At 26.4% G+C, this 23,622-nt stretch carries 22 protein-coding genes; 5 read left to right on the top strand and 17 right to left on the bottom strand.

Going from position 1 to position 23,622, the window contains the following annotated elements; genetic code table 11:
• Positions 1-19: 19 nt before the first annotated feature.
• From rpsI to U880_RS0107710, 9 genes are all read right to left on the bottom strand, one after another.
• Positions 20-430 carry a 30S ribosomal protein S9 gene (gene rpsI, locus U880_RS0107750; RefSeq protein ID WP_024655467.1) on the bottom strand — a complete coding sequence of 137 codons (411 nt, stop codon included), beginning with the start codon at positions 428-430 and terminating at the stop codon, positions 20-22.
• Between the two features lie 10 nt (positions 431-440).
• Entirely contained in the window at positions 441-890 is a 450-nt protein-coding gene (gene rplM / locus U880_RS0107745) for a 50S ribosomal protein L13 (protein WP_024655466.1), read from the bottom strand.
• Between the two features lie 79 nt (positions 891-969).
• Complete coding sequence (locus U880_RS0107740; RefSeq protein WP_024655465.1) at positions 970-1,755, bottom strand: hypothetical protein; 786 nt, start codon at positions 1,753-1,755, stop codon at positions 970-972.
• Complete coding sequence (gatB, locus tag U880_RS0107735) at positions 1,748-3,205, bottom strand: Asp-tRNA(Asn)/Glu-tRNA(Gln) amidotransferase subunit GatB (protein ID WP_024655464.1); 1,458 nt, start codon at positions 3,203-3,205, stop codon at positions 1,748-1,750. Before gatB ends, U880_RS0107740 begins: the two co-directional genes overlap by 8 nt.
• On the bottom strand, positions 3,195-4,640 hold the full coding sequence (gene gatA, locus U880_RS0107730; protein ID WP_024655463.1) for an Asp-tRNA(Asn)/Glu-tRNA(Gln) amidotransferase subunit GatA: 1,446 nt from the start codon (positions 4,638-4,640) through the stop codon (positions 3,195-3,197). Before gatA ends, gatB begins: the two co-directional genes overlap by 11 nt.
• 11 nt (positions 4,641-4,651) lie before the next feature.
• Positions 4,652-4,927, bottom strand: a complete 276-nt coding sequence (gatC, locus tag U880_RS0107725) for an Asp-tRNA(Asn)/Glu-tRNA(Gln) amidotransferase subunit GatC (RefSeq protein ID WP_024655462.1) — start codon at positions 4,925-4,927, stop codon at positions 4,652-4,654.
• Positions 4,928-4,936: 9 nt separating this feature from the next.
• Positions 4,937-7,030, bottom strand: coding sequence for an ATP-dependent helicase (locus tag U880_RS0107720; RefSeq protein ID WP_024655461.1), 2,094 nt, complete (start codon positions 7,028-7,030; stop codon positions 4,937-4,939).
• The gene (locus U880_RS0107715) at positions 7,030-8,232 is read right to left on the bottom strand and encodes a helix-turn-helix domain-containing protein (protein WP_024655460.1); all 1,203 of its coding nucleotides are present in this window, start codon (positions 8,230-8,232) and stop codon (positions 7,030-7,032) included. Before U880_RS0107715 ends, U880_RS0107720 begins: the two co-directional genes overlap by 1 nt.
• An 11-nt stretch (positions 8,233-8,243) precedes the next feature.
• Positions 8,244-8,921 carry a LolA family protein gene (locus tag U880_RS0107710; RefSeq protein ID WP_038359653.1) on the bottom strand — a complete coding sequence of 226 codons (678 nt, stop codon included), beginning with the start codon at positions 8,919-8,921 and terminating at the stop codon, positions 8,244-8,246.
• 139 nt (positions 8,922-9,060) lie between these two features.
• Here U880_RS0107710 and U880_RS0107705 point away from each other — a divergent pair, with 139 nt between their 5' ends.
• The 3 genes from U880_RS0107705 (at position 9,061) to amrB (ending at position 12,772) form a co-directional block, all read left to right on the top strand.
• The gene (locus U880_RS0107705) at positions 9,061-10,470 is read left to right on the top strand and encodes an NFACT RNA binding domain-containing protein (RefSeq protein WP_024655458.1); all 1,410 of its coding nucleotides are present in this window, start codon (positions 9,061-9,063) and stop codon (positions 10,468-10,470) included.
• 113 nt (positions 10,471-10,583) lie between these two features.
• Positions 10,584-12,017 (top strand): pyruvate kinase, encoded by a 1,434-nt coding sequence (gene pyk, locus U880_RS0107700; protein WP_024655457.1) that lies wholly within the window; start codon positions 10,584-10,586, stop codon positions 12,015-12,017.
• Positions 12,018-12,064: 47 nt separating this feature from the next.
• A complete protein-coding gene (gene amrB / locus U880_RS10965; RefSeq protein WP_235048053.1) occupies positions 12,065-12,772 on the top strand; it encodes an AmmeMemoRadiSam system protein B in 708 nt (235 codons plus the stop codon).
• A gap of 18 nt (positions 12,773-12,790) precedes the next feature.
• Here the strand turns inward: amrB and rpmB are convergent, their stop codons facing one another.
• On the bottom strand, positions 12,791-13,069 hold the full coding sequence (gene rpmB / locus U880_RS0107695; protein ID WP_012538111.1) for a 50S ribosomal protein L28: 279 nt from the start codon (positions 13,067-13,069) through the stop codon (positions 12,791-12,793).
• Between the two features lie 9 nt (positions 13,070-13,078).
• Entirely contained in the window at positions 13,079-14,677 is a 1,599-nt protein-coding gene (locus tag U880_RS0107690) for a hypothetical protein (protein WP_051373907.1), read from the bottom strand.
• A gap of 83 nt (positions 14,678-14,760) precedes the next feature.
• On the opposite strand from U880_RS0107690, the gene U880_RS0107685 reads away from it, so the two are divergent.
• A complete protein-coding gene (locus U880_RS0107685; protein WP_024655455.1) occupies positions 14,761-15,876 on the top strand; it encodes a hypothetical protein in 1,116 nt (371 codons plus the stop codon).
• Here the strand turns inward: U880_RS0107685 and U880_RS0107680 are convergent.
• From U880_RS0107680 to U880_RS0107655, 6 genes are read right to left on the bottom strand one after another with little or no spacing between them, the layout of a single operon-like run.
• Positions 15,871-17,676 carry a hypothetical protein gene (locus U880_RS0107680; protein WP_024655454.1) on the bottom strand — a complete coding sequence of 602 codons (1,806 nt, stop codon included), beginning with the start codon at positions 17,674-17,676 and terminating at the stop codon, positions 15,871-15,873. The two genes, U880_RS0107685 and U880_RS0107680, sit on opposite strands and share 6 nt — an antisense overlap.
• A gap of 14 nt (positions 17,677-17,690) precedes the next feature.
• Positions 17,691-18,635: a membrane protein gene (locus U880_RS0107675; RefSeq protein ID WP_024655453.1), complete on the bottom strand. Its 945-nt coding sequence runs from the start codon at positions 18,633-18,635 to the stop codon at positions 17,691-17,693.
• Positions 18,636-18,666: 31 nt separating this feature from the next.
• The gene (locus tag U880_RS0107670; RefSeq protein WP_024655452.1) at positions 18,667-19,152 is read right to left on the bottom strand and encodes a CarD family transcriptional regulator; all 486 of its coding nucleotides are present in this window, start codon (positions 19,150-19,152) and stop codon (positions 18,667-18,669) included.
• Between the two features lie 47 nt (positions 19,153-19,199).
• Complete coding sequence (locus U880_RS0107665; protein WP_024655451.1) at positions 19,200-19,793, bottom strand: hypothetical protein; 594 nt, start codon at positions 19,791-19,793, stop codon at positions 19,200-19,202.
• The gene (locus tag U880_RS0107660) at positions 19,786-20,514 is read right to left on the bottom strand and encodes a 16S rRNA (uracil(1498)-N(3))-methyltransferase (RefSeq protein WP_024655450.1); all 729 of its coding nucleotides are present in this window, start codon (positions 20,512-20,514) and stop codon (positions 19,786-19,788) included. Before U880_RS0107660 ends, U880_RS0107665 begins: the two co-directional genes overlap by 8 nt.
• Positions 20,515-20,517: 3 nt before the next feature.
• Positions 20,518-21,984 carry a S41 family peptidase gene (locus U880_RS0107655; RefSeq protein WP_024655449.1) on the bottom strand — a complete coding sequence of 489 codons (1,467 nt, stop codon included), beginning with the start codon at positions 21,982-21,984 and terminating at the stop codon, positions 20,518-20,520.
• Between the two features lie 495 nt (positions 21,985-22,479).
• Between U880_RS0107655 and U880_RS0107645 the strand changes: the two genes are divergently transcribed.
• Positions 22,480-23,613 (top strand): P-loop NTPase, encoded by a 1,134-nt coding sequence (locus U880_RS0107645; protein WP_024655447.1) that lies wholly within the window; start codon positions 22,480-22,482, stop codon positions 23,611-23,613.
• The last annotated feature ends 9 nt before the right edge of the window (positions 23,614-23,622 follow it).

The raw sequence follows: 23,622 nt of genomic DNA, 5'->3' as shown, positions 1-23,622 counted from the left end.
ATAATATAAAAATAAATATCTATCTTTTTGAAAATTGGAAGCTCTTCCTAGCTTTCTTTTTACCAAACTTCTTACGTTCAACTTTTCGTGAATCTCTTGTTAAAAATCCATTGGATTTAAGAACCATTTTATACTCTTCATCAAGATCAAAAAGAGCCCTTGCAATACCATGTCTAATAGCACCAGCCTGACCTGAAATACCTCCACCATAAACATTAATATAAATATCATATTTACCAAGAGTATGTGTTAAAGCTAATGGAGACAAAGCTATTGTTTTTAACTTTTCAAGCTGCATATAAGCATCAAAATTCTTATGATTAATCTTAATGTCACCCTTACCTTCTCTAATATAAACTCTAGCAACAGAAGACTTTCTACGTCCTGTACCCATTCCTAAATTAATACCCTTAACACCTGATTTCGCCATGTTTCCTCTCTTAATTTGCTTCTAATTTATAAAGATTCTGAGATCCAAGTTTATGATTAGCATCAGCAAAAACCTTTAGATTTCTAAAAAGCTCACGACCCAAAGGACCCTTTGGCAACATGCCCTTAATAGCAATTTCAAGAGGAGCTGTTGGCTTTCTCTCAGATAATGTTCTATAAGTATCAGAATAAAGACCTCCGGGATATCTTGAATGTCTATAATAAATTTTTTGAAAATATTTCTTACCAGTAAGCTTAACCTTTGAAGCATTAATAATAACAACATTATCACCTAAATCTTGGTGAGGAGTATAATAAGGTTTATGTTTGCCCCTCAGAATTTTAACAGCTTCTGTAGCAATTCTACCAAGAACTTTATCCGAAGCATCAATCACATACCATTTTTTCTTCACATATCTTGGTTTCATCCATATTGTCTTATTATTAGTTACTTTATTCATAATAATATAAAGTCCTCGCTTAGATATTCTACAAAATTATACCTTTCCATTGTATTATTTGTAAGTTAACCTGTCAATACTAACATCCAAATTTGTCTTGCAGCTTAACAGAAATTTTTCGAAAACCATCTAAATCTCCTTTAGAAAATTTCAAAGGTAAAAGTGAAGGAAAATCAAAAACAGGACTAATTAAATACCCATTACTTAAATATTCCTTAAAAACCTCACCATGATATTCAGATTTATAACGAGGAAACATATACCTATTAATCAATTTAAACATAGGAGTAGAAAAAATATCAAAATTAATTTTCAAACTTTTTTCATAAGATAAAATTTTAACAAGCATATGCTTAGCAACTGCTAAAGTTAAAGCATCAAAAGAATCTCTAAATTCCATTTTTTTAGACAAATTATCTACTATAACAATATTAATAGACATACATCCAGGCATTGGAAGCTTTATAAACATAGGATATCTCAAATTATCAAATCCAAACTTAAATTCATATATACCCTGTCTTGCTTCCCAAGGATTACTAAAATAATTTTGACCTGTTAATGACAACAAAAAATCTCTAGCATCTCTTTCAAACCTAAAAACACGCACAAATCCTGCTTCTTTAAAGTAAGAAAAAAAAACATTTTCAAATTGCTTTTTAAATATAGATGGATAAGATGCTGTAAGCCCTCTTGAAAAAGTTTGCTTAAGGAGCAGATTTAATCCTTGAACTCTATGCCCTAAAAAATTTAAACCTTCATTTAAATATAAATCTAAATATCGATTACCACTAATATCATAAAGATAAAAAAATCTTGCTCTTTTAATTATGGGCAAACAACTTAATAAAGATTTACTACACATCCTGCAATTTATTCATTAAAATTTCATTTGAAAGAACAGGATTAACCTTACCAGAAGTTTTGCGCATAATCTGTCCCATCATAAATTTAACAGCATGACTTTTACCTTTTTTGTAAAGCTCAATTGATTTAGGATTTTCATTTAAAACTTCAATCACAATTGATTCAATAAACGATTTATCGCTTATTTGTTCTAATTTTTTTTCATTAATAATAGTAATAGAAGAAACATTTCTGTCAACCATTTCTAAAAATATTTCTTTAGAAATCTTTCCACTTATTTTTCCATTAAGAATAAATTCAACAAGTTCACTAATATATGATGGTGGCAAATTAAAATCAAGTATACCTATTTCTCTTTCATTTAACACACTTAACACTTCAGATAATATCCAATTAGCCACTTTCTTAGGTTCACTTGAAGTTAATGCTGCCTCTTCAAAATACTTAACCAAATTTTTATCTGAAGTTAAAGTTACAACATCAAAATCACTAAGCCCATACTGCTCTTGCAACCTAATTCTTGCATCAAAAGGTAACTCCACCATCCTATGAGATTTAATATTTTCAATATAATCACTCTCAAGCTTAATTAAAGGTAAATCTGGATCTTTGATATAACGATAATCAGATATTGTTTCTTTGCTTCTTTGAAGCACTGTAATACCTCTCTTATCATCAAATCCCATTGTACACTTCCCGACACTTTCAAAAGTTTTTCTGTACAAAATCCATTCTTCTTTTTGTTTTGACTCTTCATAATCAATAGCTAACTTTACTGACTTAAAAGAATTTAAATTTTTTATCTCAGAAATAGGGGTTTTATAGTTAACATCATTCTCATTAATAAGTAAGTTAATATTAACATCACAACGAAATGATCCATTTTCCATACTACAATCAGACAAATCAAGATATCTAAAAATTTCTCTTAAAGCATTTAAATAAGCCACAGCTTCTTCTCCACTACGTATATCAGGTTGTGATACAATTTCTAGCAATGGTGCTCCTGCACGATTAAAATCAATATAACTTTGATTATCATTTACAAGCAAATGTAAACTTTTTCCAGAATCCTCTTCCATATGTATTCTTGCAATATTAATTCTTTTGACACCCAAACTAGTTTTAATAAAAATAAACCCATTCTCACAAATAGGCACATCATTTTGAGATATTTGATATCCTTTGGGCAAATCAGGATAAGCATAATGCTTTCTATCGAATTTAACAACATTTCTAATTGTAGAATTAGTAGCATGCCCTGCCAAAATTGCACCATTAATAAGTTCCCTATTTACGCTAGGTAATGCCCCAGGAAGTCCAAGACATATTGGACAAACACGAGAATTTGGAATTCCACCAAAATCATTTTTACATCCACAAAAAGCTTTGGTCTTTAATCCTAATTGTACGTGGACTTCTAATCCAATAAGCAATTTATATTCCATCTAATTCTAATTCCTCTATTATATTTTTCGAAAAATTTAAAAGTTCAAAATCTCTCTTAATTCTACCAATAACTTGCATACCAATAGGTAATCCCTTATCATCTTTAGCAAATGGAATTGAGAGTGCAGGAAAACCAATAAGATTGGCAATAACAGTACATAAATCAGAATAATACATTTTCAAAGGATCATCAAAATTTTCACCTATTTTAAAAGGTTTCAAAAAACTTGTAGGAGTTATAATATACGAATAATTGTTAAAAATTTCATCAAATTTTGGAATTAACACGTTTTCTATAATTTTACAAGCCTTAGTATAATATTCCAAATCATATCCCTCTGATAATAAATAATTACCAAGTACAATACGCCTTTTAACTTCTTCTTGTAAAAACGAACTTCTATGCTTGTAATAAAAATCATTAAGACTCAATTTATCATTTAATCTTTTTCCATAATGAAGACAAGTATAACGAGCAAGATTAGATGCAGCTTCAACAGGAGATATTGAATAATAAAGAGAAAGTACAAAATTAACTGCTTCTATTGAAATTTCATGTATCTCAGCACCCTTACTTAAAAGAGCAGACTTAAATTTAGAAAATTCACAATAAATATCCTCTTCCATCAAGTCCTCACTAAACTCTTTAATAACAGCCAATTTAGTACCTTTTAAAGGTTTATTTAATAATGGATAGGGTTCTTGAATAATATCTATACTAGTAGAATCCATTGTATCAATTCCACAAGTATATTTTAATATTAAAGCCACGTCATCAATAGAATTAGCAAAAAATCCTATTTGATCAAGAGATGAAGCATAAGATGAGAGTCCATAGCGAGACAATCCTCCATAGGAAGGCTTAAATCCAATTACACCTGAAAATGAAGCAGGAAGTCTAACAGAACCACCCGTATCACTTCCAAGTGAAAAAGGGGCTTGACCTCCAGCAACAACAGCTGCAGAACCACCAGAACTACCACCCACAACGTATTCTTTATTTAAAGGATTAAGAGTAACTCCATAATAAGAAAATTCACAAGAAGAACCCATTGCAAACTCATCCATATTAGTTCTTCCAATTATAATTGCCCCATTCTCTTTTAATCTCTTAATAACAGTTGCATCATAAGGAGAAATATAACCTTGCAAAATTTCAGATGCACAAGTTAAACCTTTATTTTTAATTGCAATATTATCCTTAACGGCAATAGGAATTCCAAGTAAAGGCAAATCTTGTCCCTTACCTTTACTTAAAAGATCATCATATTCTTTGGCTATTTCCAATGCATCATCAAAAAACTCAACATAACCATTAATATCTCTATTATCTTCATAAACTTTCTTATAATAAAGGATAAGATCATAAATTTTATATTTCCGAGTCAATATCAATTCTTTAATTTTTATTAAATTCAAACCACTTAAGTCCAAATCATTACTCCCTATTCAAGTACTTTAGGTGATGAAAAATAACCATCAACAAAAACATTACTAAAATTCTTAATAGATTCTATTGTCAACGAAGGCGAAATCTCATCATATCTTAAGTCAGAAAAATCACATACTGCTTTATGGAAGCCATCTTTAATTTCAAATTCAGAAATTTTATCTAACATACAAACAATCTTTTCAAATTTCATAACAAATTGCTGTTTTTCATCTTCACTTAACTTTAATAAACTTAATTTCAAACTATTCTCTAAATGAATATTTTTCAATTTTCACCTCTACATTTTAGAAAGTTTTTTAATATAGCTTGAACTCAAAATAGCTTTTTTCCCATTTTTTAGACTAATTTTAAGAAACGGTCCACCATCTTGATACCACTTATCAACAATAACGCCACTCTCACCATTATAAATTATATAATCACCAATATTAAAATTTTTATTATCACTTCGTGTAAAAAAAAACTTAAAATTATCTTTCAAATATTCTGGAACAAAAACAACATCATAATTATCCTTATGAATTTCTTGAAAAAAAACTGATATGGCTGTATTTTTTAGTATTCCTCTAAAAAATCTTTGCAAATTTATTGTAATAAAAAGTTCGACTTTAGCCCTAGTAAGAGCAACATAAAAGAGTCTCCTCTCTTCTTCTAATCTCTCAGCTGTCAATTCTTCAATCTCAGCAGGTAATAAACCTTTCTCAAGACCAGATATTATTACCCTATCAAACTCAAGTCCTTTAACTCCATGAATTGAAGAGAGTAACACACTAGATGAAAAATCTCCATGAACTAAAGGAGACAAAGACGAATTTTCAAGAAATATCACAAGACCTTCAAAACTACCAGAATATTCAACCCCACTACTAATAAGCTCATCAATATTTTTTGATTTCTCATCCTTATCAAATTTTTGATAATAATTCCAAATTCCAAATTCCATTGCAATATCTTTAATAAATTCAGATAAATTTACATATACACCCTTTTGTATATTTTCTTTTAATTCATCATATAAACTTAAAAACATATCAAGAGAATCTCTTGCTTTTCCTTTAAGATTTTTAACAACTTTTCTACTTGCAAGCATTAAGTCAAAATTAACATCAGTATCATTTAATGTCGCAATTATCTTATCAATGGTAGTCTTACCAAGACCCCTTGCAGGTTTATTTATTATTCTCAAAAAAGATACTTTATCTTTTTTATTTACAAAAAGTCTTAATAAAGATATTACATCTTTAATTTCTTCTCTTTCATAGAATCTAATTGAACCTAATATTTTATGCGCAATATTATTTTTAAAGAAAGCTTTCTCAAATTGCAAAGATTGATGATTAAATCTATAAAGAACAGCTGTCTCAAGCTTATTTTCAATAAGAAAATTTGCAAAATACTCAGCTTCTTCTGTAGGATTTTGAAATATAAAAATTTTTATTTTTTTACCTATCTCATTTTCTGTAGCTATTACTTTATCATACCTATTTTGATTTTTTGAAATAATATTATTTGCAACATTGACAATACTTAAACTAGAACGATAATTTTGTACCAAATAATATTTAGACACATTATCAAATGTTTTTTCAAATTCAAGAATATTTTCAACTCTAGCACCTCTAAAAGAATATATAGACTGATCCTCATCTCCTACTACCATAAAATATGCATCTTTATAATAAAGTTCTCTTAAAAACAAAAACTGTGAATAATTAGTATCTTGATATTCATCTACAAAAATAGCCTTAAATCTTTTTTGCACCCTCATTTTAATATCTTCACAATTTTGTAACATCAAAACAGATTTAAGAATAAGATCAGCAAAATCAAAAGCATTACTTTTAGATTTTTCCTGTTCATAAAATTCAATCTCAGAATAAATTTTCTCATCAAGACCACAATTATTATGTAAAGAATAATTTTCCTTATATTTCAATATTGACGATGTTACATACTTGGCACACTCAATATTTGATGCAAGTCCAATTTGTTTAACAAATTTAACAACATCATTAACATCCCAAATTGTAAAATTTGAATCATAATTTTCATCATATTCTTTAAAGTAAAGTCGCAAAAGCCAAGCACCAAAAGAATGAAAAGTTTGAATATGTAAAGCTCTATCAAAATTAAAAAGAGAATTCAATCTCAAATTCATTTCACGTGCTGCTTTATTTGTAAACGTTAAAGCAAGAATTTCCTCTGGTTTTACTTTACCTTCATTTATTAAATGTGCAAACTTAGCTGTTATAACCCTCGTCTTGCCACTACCTGGCCCTGCCAAAACAAGAATAGGGTTCTTCGTGTCATCAAAGACAATTTGTTTTTGATGAAAATTTAAACTAAAAAGAAATTTTTGTATTTCACTCATCAATAAACTTCAGAAACTTTAAGATCAAAACCACCTGGTGTTTTTAACCAAAAAAATTGAATTCCTATCATTTCGCTTCCATAACTTTTTAAAACAGAAGTAACATCCTTACCTTGAATAACAATATTCACATCAGAAAGTCTTGTAAAAAACAAAATTAAAGACTTTCTAAAAGTTAAATTTAAAGGATTACTTCCCTTCAATAAAAGCAAAGACTTACCATAAAGATTATTCTCATCAACATATCTTAAAAACGTATCATTTAAAAAATTAATTGACAAATTAATATCAGAAATATTTGTAGAAGAATATACTGTAGGATATTCACTAATCACTCTATTTTTAGGACCATTAACTTCAAATCCCCAATTTACAACATTAAATCTATTAGAAAGATTGGTCTCAAAAACATATTCAACATTAAGCATAAAAGATTCCAAACTTACATGAGCCTTTCTAACCTTATCTTGAGAATAATTATCATATACAATTTTAACTCTTATATTACCATTCAAATCCACTTCTCGAAATTTGCCTAACTTAAAAACATATTGCTCATTTTCTAAATCATTTGTAATAACCAAATCATCGTTCATAAAAGAGACTCTATATTTTGCAATAGAATTTCCAAAAACTAAGGATAAAAAATCACCTTCTCCAAGCACAACATTCCAAAAATTTTCTTTATCAAATAAAACTTCATGAACCTCTGACACTCTTTTCCCAATATGATTTGCCTTAAAAATTCTTCCTAAAATTTGTTTAAGACCACTAATATTTATAATTACAAATACTAAAAATACAATCCCAACCACTCCCACTAATATCTTAATTATCTTAGAAAAACCTATATTAGTTACATCCAAACATTTATTTCCAAGCTTACTCTCACTTACAAAAGTTACACTACCATTCTGATCATCAGACTTAATACCAATATAATTACTATTAAGTCTTCTCTTATATTCTTTAAAGAGAGAAGAAACATACCAAACATCAACTCCCAAATATTCACTATAAGTCCTTAAAAAACCCACAGCCAAAACTTCATTTGGAAATGACTCAATATTAGAATCTTCAAGTGCTCTAAGATATTTAATAGAAATCCTAATATCATCAGCTATCATCTCCAAAGTAAAGCCCTTATCAATACGAGTTTTTCTTAAAAAATCTCCAAATCTAATGAAATCGCTTCTGTCCATATCTTAACACCTCAGGTCTTTTTAACATCATATAAAAAATTATCCACCTTATTTGCATTCTTGGGCAGATCATATTTAAATTTACTATCAGAAATTCCAACATTAAACTTAACAGACAAAAGATCAATCACTATTTCTCTACCACCACCTGTAGGATAAGCAATAACTCTTCTAATTGCACCACTTGGTGTAAACGCAATCATAAAAGAATCAATTGTAGCAGCACCTTTATAAAGCCGTCTTGAAAAAGTCAGTTTCATAAAATTTTCAGCTCCTCCCCTTCCCACAGATTCATCAAGAGGTTCTAAATTGGGAGAATTAGTATAAGATACACTATACTCAGTACTCAAAATATTCATAAAACCACTTCCCGATTTTCCCATAGTCAACTGTTGTCTAAAAGAAGTACCAAGAGACGGAACATAAATGGTTAAAAATTCACCATCACTTACAAAGACCTGATTATTTGAATCTAAATTAATAATAAATTTATCGGGAGATTTATATAACAAAGTTCCTGTCTGTTTAAGACCTTTTATGTTAAGACTAATCTTAGCCTGCATATCATTGACATTTTGATATTTTGAATGAACCTCCTCAAAATATTGATTGGCAGATATTTGGGCAAAAAGCAAATAAGGAGATATAATTAATATTATCTTTTTTATTTTGTTCATTATAAAACTCATAAACTACTTAAGCTACATTTAACAACAAATACATCTCTACATACCAATAGTACAACTTGTTATAATAAGCTATTATTTATAATATACCATTTTGTAAACTAATAATAAACATATTTAGTAAAAGATCAAAGGAGATAAAATGTCATTAAACTATCATGAAATAAACATTTTACTTAAAGAATTGCCATTAATAAATTCATTTCTAAAAAAGATAAAACAACCTAATTATAAAAATTTGGTTATAGAATTTTACAATAAATCAACAGATGAAAAAAATTTTAATGTATTAATATCTCTAGATCCACAAAAAACAAGAATTCATAAAACAAATAAAAAATTTGAAAATATCAAACCTCCTCTAAGATTTTTTGAATTTTTAAAATCAAAAGTCACAAATGGCAAAGTATCGGAAGCATATCAAATAAAAAATGAAAGAATAATTCTAATAAAAATAAGTAAAAACCAAAATTACTATTGTATTTTTATAAAATTATGGGCATCTTCTCCTAATATAATTGTCACAGACACAAATTTTAAAATTCTTGATGCATACTATAGAAGACCAAAATCAAAAGAAATAACGGGTGAAATATTTACAAAAGTCAAAAAAATTATTGAAAATAACGATATAACTGATAAAAAAGAAGTCAAACTCAAAAATGAATATGACAACAAATTACCATACTCAACATTCATTGAAAATTACTATGAAAATTTAGAAATCAAAGAAACTAAAAAACATAATATAGAGCTGTTTGATAAAAAATATGAACAAGAAAAAATAAACTTAGAAAGAAAAATAAACTCTCTAAACAAACAATTAATTTCAATGGACATAATAGAAACTCACAAAGAAAAAGGTGAAATGATTTTATCAAATATAAACAAAATTAAAAAAGGAATGAGTGAAATTACTTTACAAAACAACAATGGCAAAGAAATTACAATAACATTAGAAAAAAAATTATCTCCTCAAGATAATGCTTTAAAATATTTTAAAACATACAAAAAAAACAAAAATCTTTTTAAGATTGTGCAAAAACAATTGAAAGATGCAAAAACACAATATGACACATTAATATCAAAAACAACTTATACAAAAGAACAAAGTCATACAACTCTGACTAATGAAAAAACAACAACACAAAAAAACATTAAAAAAACATCTATTGGACTCCAATTTATATCTCATGGATTTGAAATTATTGTGGGCAGAAATGCAAAAGAAAATGACGAACTCTTAAGAAATTGGGCAAAAGGAAATGATTATTGGTTGCATACAAGGGATTATCCTGGTGCTTATGTATTTATTAGAAATAAAAAAGACAAAACACCGCCTCTTGAAGTTTTAATAGATGCTGGTAATTTATGTGTATTTTATACAAAACCAGCAAAACAAGCGGGAAAAGCTGACCTTTACTATACCAATGTCAAATATTTAAGAAAAATTAAAGGAGAAAAAAAAGGACTTGTAATACCTCACAGAGAAAAAAATTTAAATATCAAATTAGATCCCAAAATATTAAACAAACTCAAAAACATAAATTAAGTTTATAATATATCCTAACTTCAATCTAAAAATTAAATGACAAGTTCTTTAAAAAATATTGTTATTGGAGATTAAAAAGCATAAAATTTAAATATTGTAGGAGAAAAATAAATATGATACAAAAATTAACAAAAATAGTAGCAACAATATCAGATCTAAGATGCGATCCAGAACATATAAAAGAATTATATGAAGCAGGTGTCAATGTAATACGACTAAACACTGCTCATCAATCACATGCCGATGCAATAAAAGTCATAAATAATGTTAGACAAGTTTCAAATAAAATAGCATTAATGATTGATACAAAAGGACCAGAAGTTAGAACAGCTAATATTGAAAAGCCTATTACTGTTAAAATAGGAGACAAAGTAATAATCTCTACAACACCTATAAATGATCCTAATGCATTTCAAACTAACTATGATGGATTTGTTAATGAAGTTCCAAATGGAGCAAAAATTCTAATTGATGATGGTGAACTTGAAATGATTGTCATCGAAAAATCTGCAGATAAATTAATTTGCCAAATTAAAAACGATGGACAAATTAAAAACAAAAAATCAATAAATACACCAGGAATTTCACTGAAATTACAATCCGTTACTGATAAAGACAAAGGCTTTATTGAACTTGCAGCAAAACAAAATATTGATTTTATTGCTCATTCTTTTGTAAGACATGCACAAGATATCCAAGACGTCAAAGATATATTAAACGCTGCAGGAAATCCAGACGTAAAAATTATTTCTAAAGTCGAAAATCAAGAAGGAATTGATAACATAGAAGAAATTGCCAAAGCTTCCTACGGAATTATGGTCGCAAGGGGAGACATGGGAGTTGAAATACCTGCTGAAGATGTTCCTTTAGCACAAATTAAAATAACCAAAACCTGCATTAAGTACGGAATACCTGTAATTACAGCAACGCAAATGTTACATACAATGATTGAAAACCCAAGACCTACAAGAGCAGAAGTATCTGATGTTGCTAATGCAATTCTAAATGGTACAGACGCAATAATGTTATCCGGAGAGACAGCTTATGGAAAATATCCAATCGAAGCTGTTAAAATGATGACCAAGATTGCAAGAGAAGTCGAAAAATATAGAGAACAAACACTGTTTCAAGATGAAATTTTCTGTAGCAAAAAAATAATAAGAAATTATATTATTAAATGTGCAATTGATGCAACCAAAATAATGCCTATTAAAGCTATTATTGTTGATTCACTTAAAGGAAGAACTGCCAGAATAATGGCAACATATAGAGCAAGTGTGCCATTATTTATTACGACAAATAATGAAAGAATAGCACGAGAATTATCACTTTCTTATGGTGTTTATTCTAATCTTGTTGAAAACAATTTTAAAAGAACAAATGAATTTGTAGCAACTTCTCTTAAAATGCTTCAAACACAAGAAATAGTTAAAAATTCAGATATTATAGTAATTATTTCTGGAAATCCCAACAGGGACACCAATAAGGGTACAGAATTTATGGAAATAAACACAGTAGAAGAAGCAATTAAGGGACATAATCTATAAATAAAATAAGAAATAGTTTAGTTGATAATATTTTTTATCCAACTAATATAACACCAAAATCATTCAGCTTATATAAAAGAAAAACTCATAAAGCACTTTTAACTAGTTATGGGACTTATGAGTTTTTCTTAGATAAAATTGATATATTTAAAAAAATAATAACTTACAATACAAAAAACATATTTATATTTTCATATACAAAAGAAAATTCAAAGATTAATATATCAACTCATAAAGCTTGGAAATTTCTAGATAAAACAATTGATGTTAATTTAGACATAATAAATTTAATAAAAAACTTTAAATTTACAAATGTAGAAGACAAAATAATAGAAAATGATCATAAAATTGAAATTACATTAAATTTTATTAAAGATATAACACAAAATATCAAAATTATTCCCATTATTTTAGGTAACCCTAAAAGTCAAACTATTAAAGAATATTGCACATTTTTAAAACCATTTACAACTCAAGAAGAAAATTCTTTTATATTTTTATCTCATTTTATTTCACACTCTACAAATCTACATAAAGCTATCCAATTAGCAACAACCTTAAAACAACTCTTAAACACGTCTTACTTAAATTCATCAACTTTACTAGAACATCACAAATCACACAAAATATTTCCCGAAAATATAGCTGCCCTTATTATAATTCATCAAATTTTTACCAACTTTGAATTTTTAAATCATCAAATCATTAACAATAATAATGAATATTCAATAATAGAAAATATACTAATAAACTAAATTAATAAAAAATAGTCTTTAAATGAAATCATCTATTTTTTTATTATTTTTCTTTAAAAAAACATTCAGACCTACTTTTGAAATACTTCTTAAAGTACTTGCAGAAATCTTAATACTAACATTTTTCCCAAGCTCTGGAATAAAAAATTTCTTATTTATTAAATTAACCTTAAAAGTTCTCTTAGTCTTAACACCAATATGTTGTCCTGCTCCACCTTTTTTTTTGGCAAGTCCCTTACGTGGAACATTATTTCCAAACATTGTCCTTTTTCCTGTAATTTCACATTCTCTCCCCATCTAAATCTCCTAAACTGCATTTTTCTTACTTAAATACAAATCCATTAACTTTAAAAATAAAGTTAATCCCTCAATGATATTTTTAATTATACTACCAAAGCTTACATTATTGCCATAACTTTTTACAAGTTCAATATCAAGTTCTTTCCAATTATAAATAAGTTCCTTTTCTGAAGAAGGTTTCAAATAATCTTCTAAACAACCACTTAAGAGCTGTTTTAAAGAATAAATTTTTGAATAATAGTCATTTAATAAAATTAAAGCCTTCTTATTAACATCTACTATTATATTTAACAATAATTTTTCTGATGATTTGTCTCCTCCAACATAAACCCTATGCAAAAGTGCATTTATTCTATTACCATAATTACCCTGTTCCCCAAGATTATTATCAAAATCAATAAGATTAGAATAAATACTAACTAAGTCATGAATGTCATTAGAAATATCTCTAGAAATTTCCATATCTTTCCATTGTCCTTTAATAATCAGGATATTAACAACATCATTTAAATCTTTTTTTACTAAATTAACAGCATGAGTTTTTAAATAACCTAAAATATCAGCGTAAACATATCCAGTAGTATTTGTAATTTTAGATGTAATTTTCATGTTCATATGCTCATTATAATTATCTAAAGTTAAAAGAGTAACTCCAGGAAATAATTTTTCTGCCAAAATTTTAGATTTGCTATTTTTTTGCAAAATCTCAGCTTTTAACATTTCATTTGAAACATGTTTAGAGAGATAATTAAAAAACGCTTTTGCTTTTGCCTTTTTAACACCAGAAATAGGCAAATAATTGGGATCACCACTAACATATCTTACAAGATATAAAATTTCTTTATCCTTATTTATCTCAATTATAGATGTTATCATTTTAAGCCAAACATTTGGCTTAATAGGAAAATTATCTTCATCTCCATATATCTTTAAGAGAATATCATAAAGATTTCTCCAAATAGAAATATCCTTAATAGAATAAATACATTCCAAATAATCCTTAATATCATCAAGGATTATTCCACAACTGACAGCACTAAATCTAGGTTTATATATAAAATCATCTTCTGGAAATAAACTATCAAAATGTTTAATAAGCATATAATACTGATATGAAGATAAATCAAAAAAGATATCTAAAGCCCCACAGGTTTCATCGATTAATCTGACCTGTTCCTGAGTTATACTTTTCAATAAATAATTTAAATTGGTATCCAAATTTTTAAGCATATCAGATGTAAAATTAACTACCTCATTAGCAGAGAAAGAATAAATATGTTCCAAAGCTTGCTTTTGAGCACTATTCAAATACTTCTCAACTACAAAATGAATTATCTCATTTGAATTTCGATATCTTTGCACAAATAATTTTAAAGGAAAAAAAACCTTATAAAAATTATAAATAAACTTAGCAAATTGAGGCAAAGCTTGTATTTTGGAAACACTAAAAAAATTACTTACCTTACTGAGACTTTTTTTTACTTCTTTAAGCCTTCTCTTCTTCACTTGCTCAGGAGTACGCTCTCTATTAAAAATAGCAACTAAAAAATCAACCAAACTCACATTAACAGCTCTCCTTTTTAATACAAAGTTTAAAGTTATCAAAGATACCCAAAATTATAAAATAACTATAAAAATTATACATAATTTATTGTAAAATAAAAGTCAATGTATTAAACATATTTTTTATGTGTATAAAGAAATTAATTTTAATTACAATTTTAACTTTGATTTTCAGTTGTTCAAAAGAAACTGCTATTACTATCTTAACTGACAATAAAATTATTCCTATTTATATAAATCAATTTAATGTTCAAAATAAAACAAATTTCATTATCAAATACAAAAAAAATATTAACGTACAAACTATTAATAAAGAGAATGCTCAGATAATCATTGCAAAAAACTTAGACAATATAAATATAACTAAAAACTTTAAAAATATACAAAAATATTATTATTCAGACTATCCAATATTAAACAATATATCAAAAAAATTTGCATATAAAATTGTGCCATTAAGTTTCGATATTCCAATCTTAATATATAAAAATGAATATGATATACAAAAATATATTGATATACAATCAATCAAAGAAATATATACAAATTTCAAAAAAGACAAAAAAATTTTCATATCTCCTTATATTTCTGAAAATATATTTTATACAATATCTGAAATCAATGATATAAATATTTACTTTGGAAACAACAAGTCAGAATATGATGAGAAGAAAATATTAAATATAATTAATTATTTCAAATCTTTTATAGATGTGAACGAACTTACATTGCACAAAAACTTTACAGAAAAATATAAATATCTAAACTTAGAAACGATACTATTACAACAAAAAACTATTTTAATTGCGGGTTTAACCAACTTAGCATATTACAATAAACTAAATCAAAATATTAAAGACAAAATCAATTTTTCATATTTAACAAATAAAGAAAAAAAATCATCGATATGTAATATAAACTTTATGGGCGTTAAAGAAACATCACAACCTATAGCAAAATTTATTCGATGGATATTAAATCAAAAAATACAACAATCATTAATCACACTTAAAGATAAAGCAAAATTTAATGAACATTTTGGATTGATTAATGGATTTACGCCATATAAAGGATTAAACTTGAAATTAAAACATGTAATTAAAGAAATACCTCGATTTATTATAAATGAAAATTATATGAATCAAGATTCATATATACCTAATAAAGAACAAATAGAAAAAGAAAATAACATAATTAATGAATTATTGTTATCTAACATCAAAAATACAAATTTTTCATAAAGACGGTACATCTTTTTTATAATTGACGAGCATCACGTACAATACAATAAAGAATAAAAAGGAAAAAATTAAAATAAAAGATATGTATACATTGCCAGTTAAGTGCATAAAGAGTGCTATTAAAGTTAACAATAAATAATTTATCAAAAGAGATATAATACCTGAAAAAATAGCTACTACTATAGATACAAGAAATACCATAAATTTTAAATCAAACTCAAAATTCACTCTAGAAGCTACAGAAATAAATAAAACACCCAAAAAAACTAATAAAATAGGACTTATCATTAAAAAAAGACTTGAAGAAAAAATACCTATCAATCTTAAATTAAACGTTTTAATTTGGTTAAAGGCACTGATTAAAACTTGAATAGGTAAAAAAATACGACCTTTAACAGAATTTGCAAATAAATGTAAATTATCAACATTATTATTAAGATCAATGATTTTTATATCACTTAAGTCAAAATCTTGAAGCAATACAAAAACCCTAGTAGCAGTAATATCACTATTTTCATCTTTCTTATCTAAAACATTTTGATAAACTGTATTACCCTTAAGAGTAGCAAATGGTACTTTTATATGTAATATAACTTTACCTAAACTATCAAACCTAATAAGTTCAAAATTTTTAATCATTTTTATATAAGAAAAAACAGTATTTACAACCTTTTGCATATAAATATAATCATATGTACCATTACCAGAATTGACCTGAACTAAAAATATATCATTGATGCCATAATGTTCATAATATTTTTCAATTTCATCAAAAAAGAAATACTGAATTTTAAGTTTATCTAAAGACTTATTCTTATAACTTAAAATCTCATTATCGTTTGGAAACAAATTATGAAGCTTTAAAAAACCATAATATGCAGGTTTAAATTTCTCTGTATTTAGATATAAAAAAGTCTTTTGTTTCTCCTCAAAAATCGAAGATTCTCTCTCAAGTTCAATATTTTTATACTCATTAATAGCTTTAAAAGTTAAATCTAAAAGCGCAGTAAATTCATCATCTTTGGTTGCAAAAAATCCGATATAAGCAAAATAATTAGCCGTAACATAATCACCCTTATCAATAAATCCATTAATGATATCCTGAAAATCTCTCTTAGTCAAACTTTTTATTAAATACATTTTAAGAGTCTTTCGCACCTTTTCTAAATCAACGCCATAAATAGGCATTCTATCATATTCAGATCTAGCCAAGTAATAATTAATAGAAAGTTCATCATTATCAGAAATAAGCCTCATTTTTTCATACATCCTAAGCAATTCCTCAAGATATTTTTTTTTCTGCTTAAAAAGCTCTACCAATTCATTGACATCAAGTGTCTTATTTGAAGATAAATTTATATCAATATTTTTAATTTCATTTATTATTGTAGTTGTCTGTTCTGCAAGAAGATTATATCTCTCATAATTATATTTATATTCATTTCTCTGAGAAAGAATATAAGACATAATAGAATTAAAAATTAATACAAAAACAATACCTATTACAAAAAATAAAAACATAAAAGGATAAAACTTTTTAAACAAATATCCTTTATACCCTTTAAAATAAAGCCGTGTCTCTGGTTTCGCTAAAAAAATAAAATAAATCAAAACAAAAAAAATAAAAAAACCATTAAAATGATGATATACACTCAAAACAGTATCAAAAAATGTAGCTACTAATATATGTTTCTCTAAATAGGCAACTCCAAAAAAATATGTATAACAAAAAATCAAAGCAAAAAATAAAAATAGAAAAACAATAAAATTACTTAAAAATGTAAACAATTCTTTTTTCATATCCAACAAATTAATTAATGTAACGTATCATTATCAAATCCCTCATTCTCTTTAATATATTTAAAAAGAAAACCAATCAAATAAGTAGAACAAAATGTAAGTACACAAAAAATGAAAGTAAGATAATTAGATATTACATTTTCACCCATAATTAAATCTAAACTCTCCGGAAATTCAATTGCATAAATATTATAAACTTTAAAAAATAGTATGACAAAAATAGGATAAAGGAATAAAGACACACTATTTAGAAATATAAAATTAAAAATATAAGAAAAAGAAAATAAAAGCAAAACAAATCCAAATATATTCAATATCAAACTAAAAGATTCTAAAGAAAGTAAAAAATTATTAAAAATGTCTAAATCATTAAAAATATAACCAACTAAATCACTATAAAGCTTTTGAGTAAAAAATGCATTTTCATTAAAATGCGCCACATCAGATTCAGAAAATCTTGGATTATATGAAAAAGATTTAAAATCCTCATCATCAAACTCATTATCTGCGATTTTTAAAACACCTTTAAACCCAAACGATTTAATATCATTACTATAAAAAACTATTTGATCATCAAAAAAATGCACAGTATCATCTTTAATTATCTTTTCATCCCTATTATGTAAATCAAAAAAGATAGTATGAAAATTAACAGAAGCTAAAAATCCAAAATAAGACAAAAACAATATAAAAATAAAGATAACAATATATAAAGTACCAGAAACCCTGAATGTAGTCATACTAAAAGGATAAGCAATTCTCATAAAAGTAACAACTAAAGATAAAGGAAAAGCATAAAGATAAGCATCATAATAAAGTTCAAAACTTAAAACAGAAAGATCTACATGTAGGAATATGTACTTCAAGTAAGATGTACAAACAAAAACTAACGAAAAGAGAAAAAACATAAAAATAAATCTACAAGATATTAAGGATATAAACCTTACAATATTTAACATATATGTTCCTACAAGTGATAAACAATCTAATCTAAGACTGCCCCCTAGAGAGAACTTCTCTAATCTTTTCTTTGGCTTCTTCAAAACTAATTTGCAAAGCTAAACTAATCTCATGTTGTAAAATTAATTCAAAATCATTTAAAATCCTCTTTTCATAAAAAGGCAACTCTTTTTGCATAGATTTTACATACAAAAATTTATATAACTTAGCAGTACTTAATATATCACTCTGCTTATAAAAATCATGACTACCATCTTTGATCTTTTTTTGATCTATTTGACCCTCAAAATCCTTAATAATATCAAAAACTTCTTCTACCTTTTCTTTGCTAACCAAAGCTCTAATTCCAAGATCTGCCGCCCTAGCTACTGGAACCATGAAAGTCATCTCATTAAATGGGAAATATATTTCATAATAATCAATAAACTCACCATTAAATTCCTTATTCTGAATATTTTTTATTTTGCCTACTCCCTGCATTGGATACACTACAGCCTGATCTAATACAAATGACATTTTCCTTACCTCGTATAAACTTTTATAACAATTAAAATCAAAAGAAATCACAAAAACACAGTTAAATTTGTTCTAATTCCAAATTTATTGACATAAAACAAATTTTCAAGATAATTACTATTACAAAAACTTATTATCATACTAGGAGTAAGTTTATTAATATTAGCAAAAAACATTTCCTTATTTCTCTTAACAGCCCTCAAGTCATAGTAACCAATAAAGTTAATTTCTTTATGCGACTCTTTTAATCTTAAAAAATTTTTTTTAGAAATTATTTTATCTTTATCAATAATATAACACGTTTTATATGTATTCTCCAATACACTCATTAAAACAAGTAAAATAGAATTTGAATCATAACACCCAATATCAATTCTCTTTAAAAATTTACAAAGCACTCTAAGTAACTTTGAATTTGAAAAAACAAGAGAAGAACTTTTAACAAGATTTCTAAAACTCTTAAAGATCAAAAATTTCAATAAAGATTTACAGTCAATAAAAATTACCATTGAATGATATGGATGAGATATTAAATATTCAAATCTACTGATCAATTTCTCATGATTTTTAAACACATCTATTGGCGCTCCAAGAAAATAAATCCTATCTGGTTTTGAATATATATCTTTTAAATTAGCCATTATTACCCTCTAATAATAATTTAAAGTGAGCAAGTGCGTAAACAATAGCTGTATCAGCTCTTAAAATAGGAGTATTAAATCTTATAAATTTAAAATTCAATTTTTTAAAAAAATCAATTTCCAGCTTTGAAAAACAACCCTCAGGACCTATTAAAATCCCAATTTTACCAAAAACACTAATGTTTTCACCAAAATGCAAAAAATCACCCTTACTATAAGCAACGTAATAATTCACAGATGACGAATAAGGAATACTAAAAAAATCATTATAAAAATTAATACTGGGAATTTGAACATTTCCACTTTGTTTTAAAGCCTCATCAATTATCTTTAAAAATCTTGATTTCTTAGGTTCTAAATTGTCCATATCTAGTTTAGCAATCGAATTATCAGCATTAACAATATTTATACTATTAACACCAATCTCAACAATTTGTCTTAAACTTAAATCTAATTTCCTACCCTTCAGATTTGATACAAATATATCTATTTCAAAGTCACGAATCTTAAGTTCCTCTACTCTAAGAGTAGAAAACCTAATTCGGTGATTTTCTATACTCAAAATTTCAGAAAATCTTATCTCTCTTTTACCTAAAAGAATATTCAATCTATCACCTACCCTTAATCTCCTTACATTAACAAGATAGTGATAAATCTTAACATCATCAATAATGATGTCATCATTAAATAGACAACTATAATCTAAAACTATTTGTTTCACAAATTAATTTTGTGTCCCTTTTTTTAAAAGATATTCATAAGCAGTTTTTAAGACCTCATCATAATATAAATTATAAATTGGCTGATTATGGTGTATATCTTGATAAAACTGCAAAAACAAATAACGCCCCAAAGCTTTTTTATCTATATTCTTAATATCCTTACCAGCCTTTACATAAGAAGTTTCAAGAAATTTATCTACAAAAATATCTACCTCTTCTTCAGAAATCGATTTTTTATTTATCTTGCTATTTAAAAACTTTTCTATAGCCTCCTCATTAAGCATTCGGGTATAAACTCCAAATTCAACTTCAGATAATTCCCTTTCCTTAATCTCCAAATCAGGTTTAATACCAACATTATGAATACTCTGTCCAGAAGGGGTATAATATTTTGAATGTGTAATCTTAAATCCTCCTGTATGGAAAGGAACTATACGCTGAATTACTCCTTTTCCATAAGACTTTTCACCAATAACATAAACTCTCTGATTATCTCTTAAAGCTCCAACTAAAACTTCTGAAGCTGATGCTGAATATTTATCAATCAAAGCAACAATTGGCATATCTAAAGGTACTATATGTGAAGAATCAGCTCTATACTCCCTTGTGACATATTCTAAAGGTATTTTAAAATCTCTTGCCTTTGTTGATACAATGAGTCCTTCAGCCAAAATATCATTTGCAATTTCTATTGCATCGGTAAGATAACCTCCAAGATTAAGCCTTAAATCTAAAATCAAAGATTTAATATTTTGCAATTTAAGTTTTTCAAAAGCTTTTTTAAAGTAAATATTAGTACTTGGATTAAAACTTAATATCCTAATATATCCAACATCATTATTAATAACACTATATTTAATTGTCTCTATATCTATTTTTTCTCTAACAAGCTCATATTCAAGTTCTAAATTTTTATTTCTCAAAATAGAAATTTTAACTTTTGTACCCGCTTTTCCCTTTAAAAGCTCGCTAACTTGCTCTATTGTCATTGAATCAGTACTATTACCATCAATAGCTTTAATATAATCACCAGAGCGAACACCAGCTCTATAAGCAGGTCCTTCTTCAAAAGCATTAATAATCATTATATAAGGAATATCAGAAGTAGTATCGTGAGATTTCTTAGAAAGCTCCTTTTTTGCAATAACAACCCCAATTCCCACATAATTTCCCTCAGTGGTTTTTGAAATCTCTACTAAATCTTTTTTTGTCAAATACTGAGAATAAGGATCATTTAATGCCTTAAACATACCCTGTAAAGCCCCTTCAAAAACAGCCTCATCATCAATAGGTTCAACATAATTTTTTTTAATAAAATTAAAAGCTTCCATCATCATCTGACCATAGCTTGACGAAGACAATTTGCTCTTAGAAGAATTTGCTTGAGCAAAAATAGACTCTACAATAACTGAAGAACTGATAACTAAAGCTAATACAACGTATAAAAATACCAAAAATTTCTTTTTCATTGAAAAATTCCTACACAAATAAAACTTGATTTTATCTTCATAATATAATATTTTAAAATTATGTTAAAGATAAATAGCTTAAAAACAAAAAGAATAATCATGACTCTCATTATCGCAATGCAAACGATTGCAAGCACATTAATTTTATTAGCACTATATACACTTACCAGCAATACAATATTTATAAACAATTTTTCTATAAAATTTTTAATAGCATTTATTATATTTTCACCAGAACTATGTGTAGCAATATTAACAATACACTATATATTCTACGATCAATTTAAAATTCTAAGCAATTTAATTAATATGACTAAAAGCCTGCAAATAATAATGAGCATTTTGCTTGCTACATTAGGATTAGCTCTTGAGTTATTCAAAACATATCAGCCATGGCTATTTACTTTTTTAGAAATAATAATAATCACTTACGCTATATTTAACTTAGTGATTTTGATTCTAATTAAATTCAAGGACAAAATAACGGAGTAACGGTTGATTATCATTCCTATAGCTAGTGGAAAAGGAGGAGTTGGTAAATCTCTTTTTTCAACAAATATTGCAATTTGTCTTGCAAATGAAGGGAAAAAAGTATTGCTTGTAGATCTTGACCTGGGTGGTTCCAATTTACACTCTATGCTTAATATTATACCCAAAAAAAGCATCGGAACATTTCTAAAAACGCAAATTCCCTTTCAAGATATCATCCTTGAATCAGGCATAAAAAATTTAAATTTTATCGCAGGAGACTCAGATATCCCAGAACTTGCAAATATAGCTCTCTTTCAAAAGAAAAAGATAATAAAAAATTTAAAAAATCTAAACTACGATTATCTAATAATTGATCTTGGAGCTGGAACAGCATTTAATACAATAGATTTTTTTCTAATGTCAAATAGAGGAATAATAGTAACAATTCCAACAGTAACAGCAACAATGAATGCCTATTTATTCTTAAAAAACGCAATCTTTAGACTAATATCAAAAATATTTACAAAAGAAACAAAAGCATACAAAATAGTATCTAATATAAGAAAAGATTCTACAGATTTACAAACAATATACATACCCAATCTGCTACTTAAAATAGAGGAACATGACCCTGAAAATTATGCAAAGTTCATGCAAATATTCGCACAATTTAGTCCCTTCATTATATTTAACATGTTAAATAAACCTGAGGATATTATTAAAATTGAAAAAATACTAAAGTCGGCAACAAATTATTTAAATATAAATTTACAAAGTATAGGCTCAATTTATAAAGATGAACTTGTTGATAAAGCATTAAATCACAAAATACCAATAACTATTTATAAACCAACAAGCTTAATTTCTAAAAGCATGAAGAAAATAGCTAAAAGATTAATTGAACTTGAAAATGTAATAAACGATGTAGAGCTTTTAAATGAAGATGACTTAAATGAAAGCTACTATTTTGTAATAAAAGAAGCACAAGATGAATATTTAGAAAAGTACGCATATCTTGAATCATTATTGATAAATAAAACAATAGACAATAATGCAATAATTGATATAATCAAATCTCAACAAAAAGAAATTGCAACACTTAGAAAACAAAATACAATGTTTAAAAAAAAATTATTTACAAAATTAAAAAAAGACTAAGGAGACAGA

This window comes from Borrelia hispanica CRI (assembly GCF_000500065.1).
GTDB classification, from domain to species: domain Bacteria; phylum Spirochaetota; class Spirochaetia; order Borreliales; family Borreliaceae; genus Borrelia; species Borrelia hispanica.
The sequence above is the reverse complement of the archived record's forward strand: the minus strand, read 5'-3'. Positions and strand labels throughout refer to the sequence as shown.

Excerpts from the sequence above, each read along its gene's own strand:
- rpsI (WP_024655467.1), bottom strand. The coding sequence starts at position 430 with ATGGCGAAATCAGGTGTTAAGGGTATTAATTTAGGAATGGGTACAGGA.
- rplM (WP_024655466.1), bottom strand. The coding sequence starts at position 890 with ATGAATAAAGTAACTAATAATAAGACAATATGGATGAAACCAAGATAT.
- U880_RS0107740 (WP_024655465.1), bottom strand. The coding sequence starts at position 1,755 with ATGTGTAGTAAATCTTTATTAAGTTGTTTGCCCATAATTAAAAGAGCA.
- gatB (WP_024655464.1), bottom strand. The coding sequence starts at position 3,205 with ATGGAATATAAATTGCTTATTGGATTAGAAGTCCACGTACAATTAGGA.
- U880_RS0107720 (WP_024655461.1), bottom strand. The coding sequence starts at position 7,030 with ATGAGTGAAATACAAAAATTTCTTTTTAGTTTAAATTTTCATCAAAAA.
- U880_RS0107715 (WP_024655460.1), bottom strand. The coding sequence starts at position 8,232 with ATGGACAGAAGCGATTTCATTAGATTTGGAGATTTTTTAAGAAAAACT.
- U880_RS0107710 (WP_038359653.1), bottom strand. The coding sequence starts at position 8,921 with ATGAGTTTTATAATGAACAAAATAAAAAAGATAATATTAATTATATCT.
- U880_RS0107705 (WP_024655458.1), top strand. The coding sequence starts at position 9,061 with ATGTCATTAAACTATCATGAAATAAACATTTTACTTAAAGAATTGCCA.
- pyk (WP_024655457.1), top strand. The coding sequence starts at position 10,584 with ATGATACAAAAATTAACAAAAATAGTAGCAACAATATCAGATCTAAGA.
- rpmB (WP_012538111.1), bottom strand. The coding sequence starts at position 13,069 with ATGGGGAGAGAATGTGAAATTACAGGAAAAAGGACAATGTTTGGAAAT.
- U880_RS0107685 (WP_024655455.1), top strand. The coding sequence starts at position 14,761 with ATGTGTATAAAGAAATTAATTTTAATTACAATTTTAACTTTGATTTTC.
- U880_RS0107680 (WP_024655454.1), bottom strand. The coding sequence starts at position 17,676 with ATGAAAAAAGAATTGTTTACATTTTTAAGTAATTTTATTGTTTTTCTA.
- U880_RS0107675 (WP_024655453.1), bottom strand. The coding sequence starts at position 18,635 with ATGTTAAATATTGTAAGGTTTATATCCTTAATATCTTGTAGATTTATT.
- U880_RS0107670 (WP_024655452.1), bottom strand. The coding sequence starts at position 19,152 with ATGTCATTTGTATTAGATCAGGCTGTAGTGTATCCAATGCAGGGAGTA.
- U880_RS0107665 (WP_024655451.1), bottom strand. The coding sequence starts at position 19,793 with ATGGCTAATTTAAAAGATATATATTCAAAACCAGATAGGATTTATTTT.
- U880_RS0107655 (WP_024655449.1), bottom strand. The coding sequence starts at position 21,984 with ATGAAAAAGAAATTTTTGGTATTTTTATACGTTGTATTAGCTTTAGTT.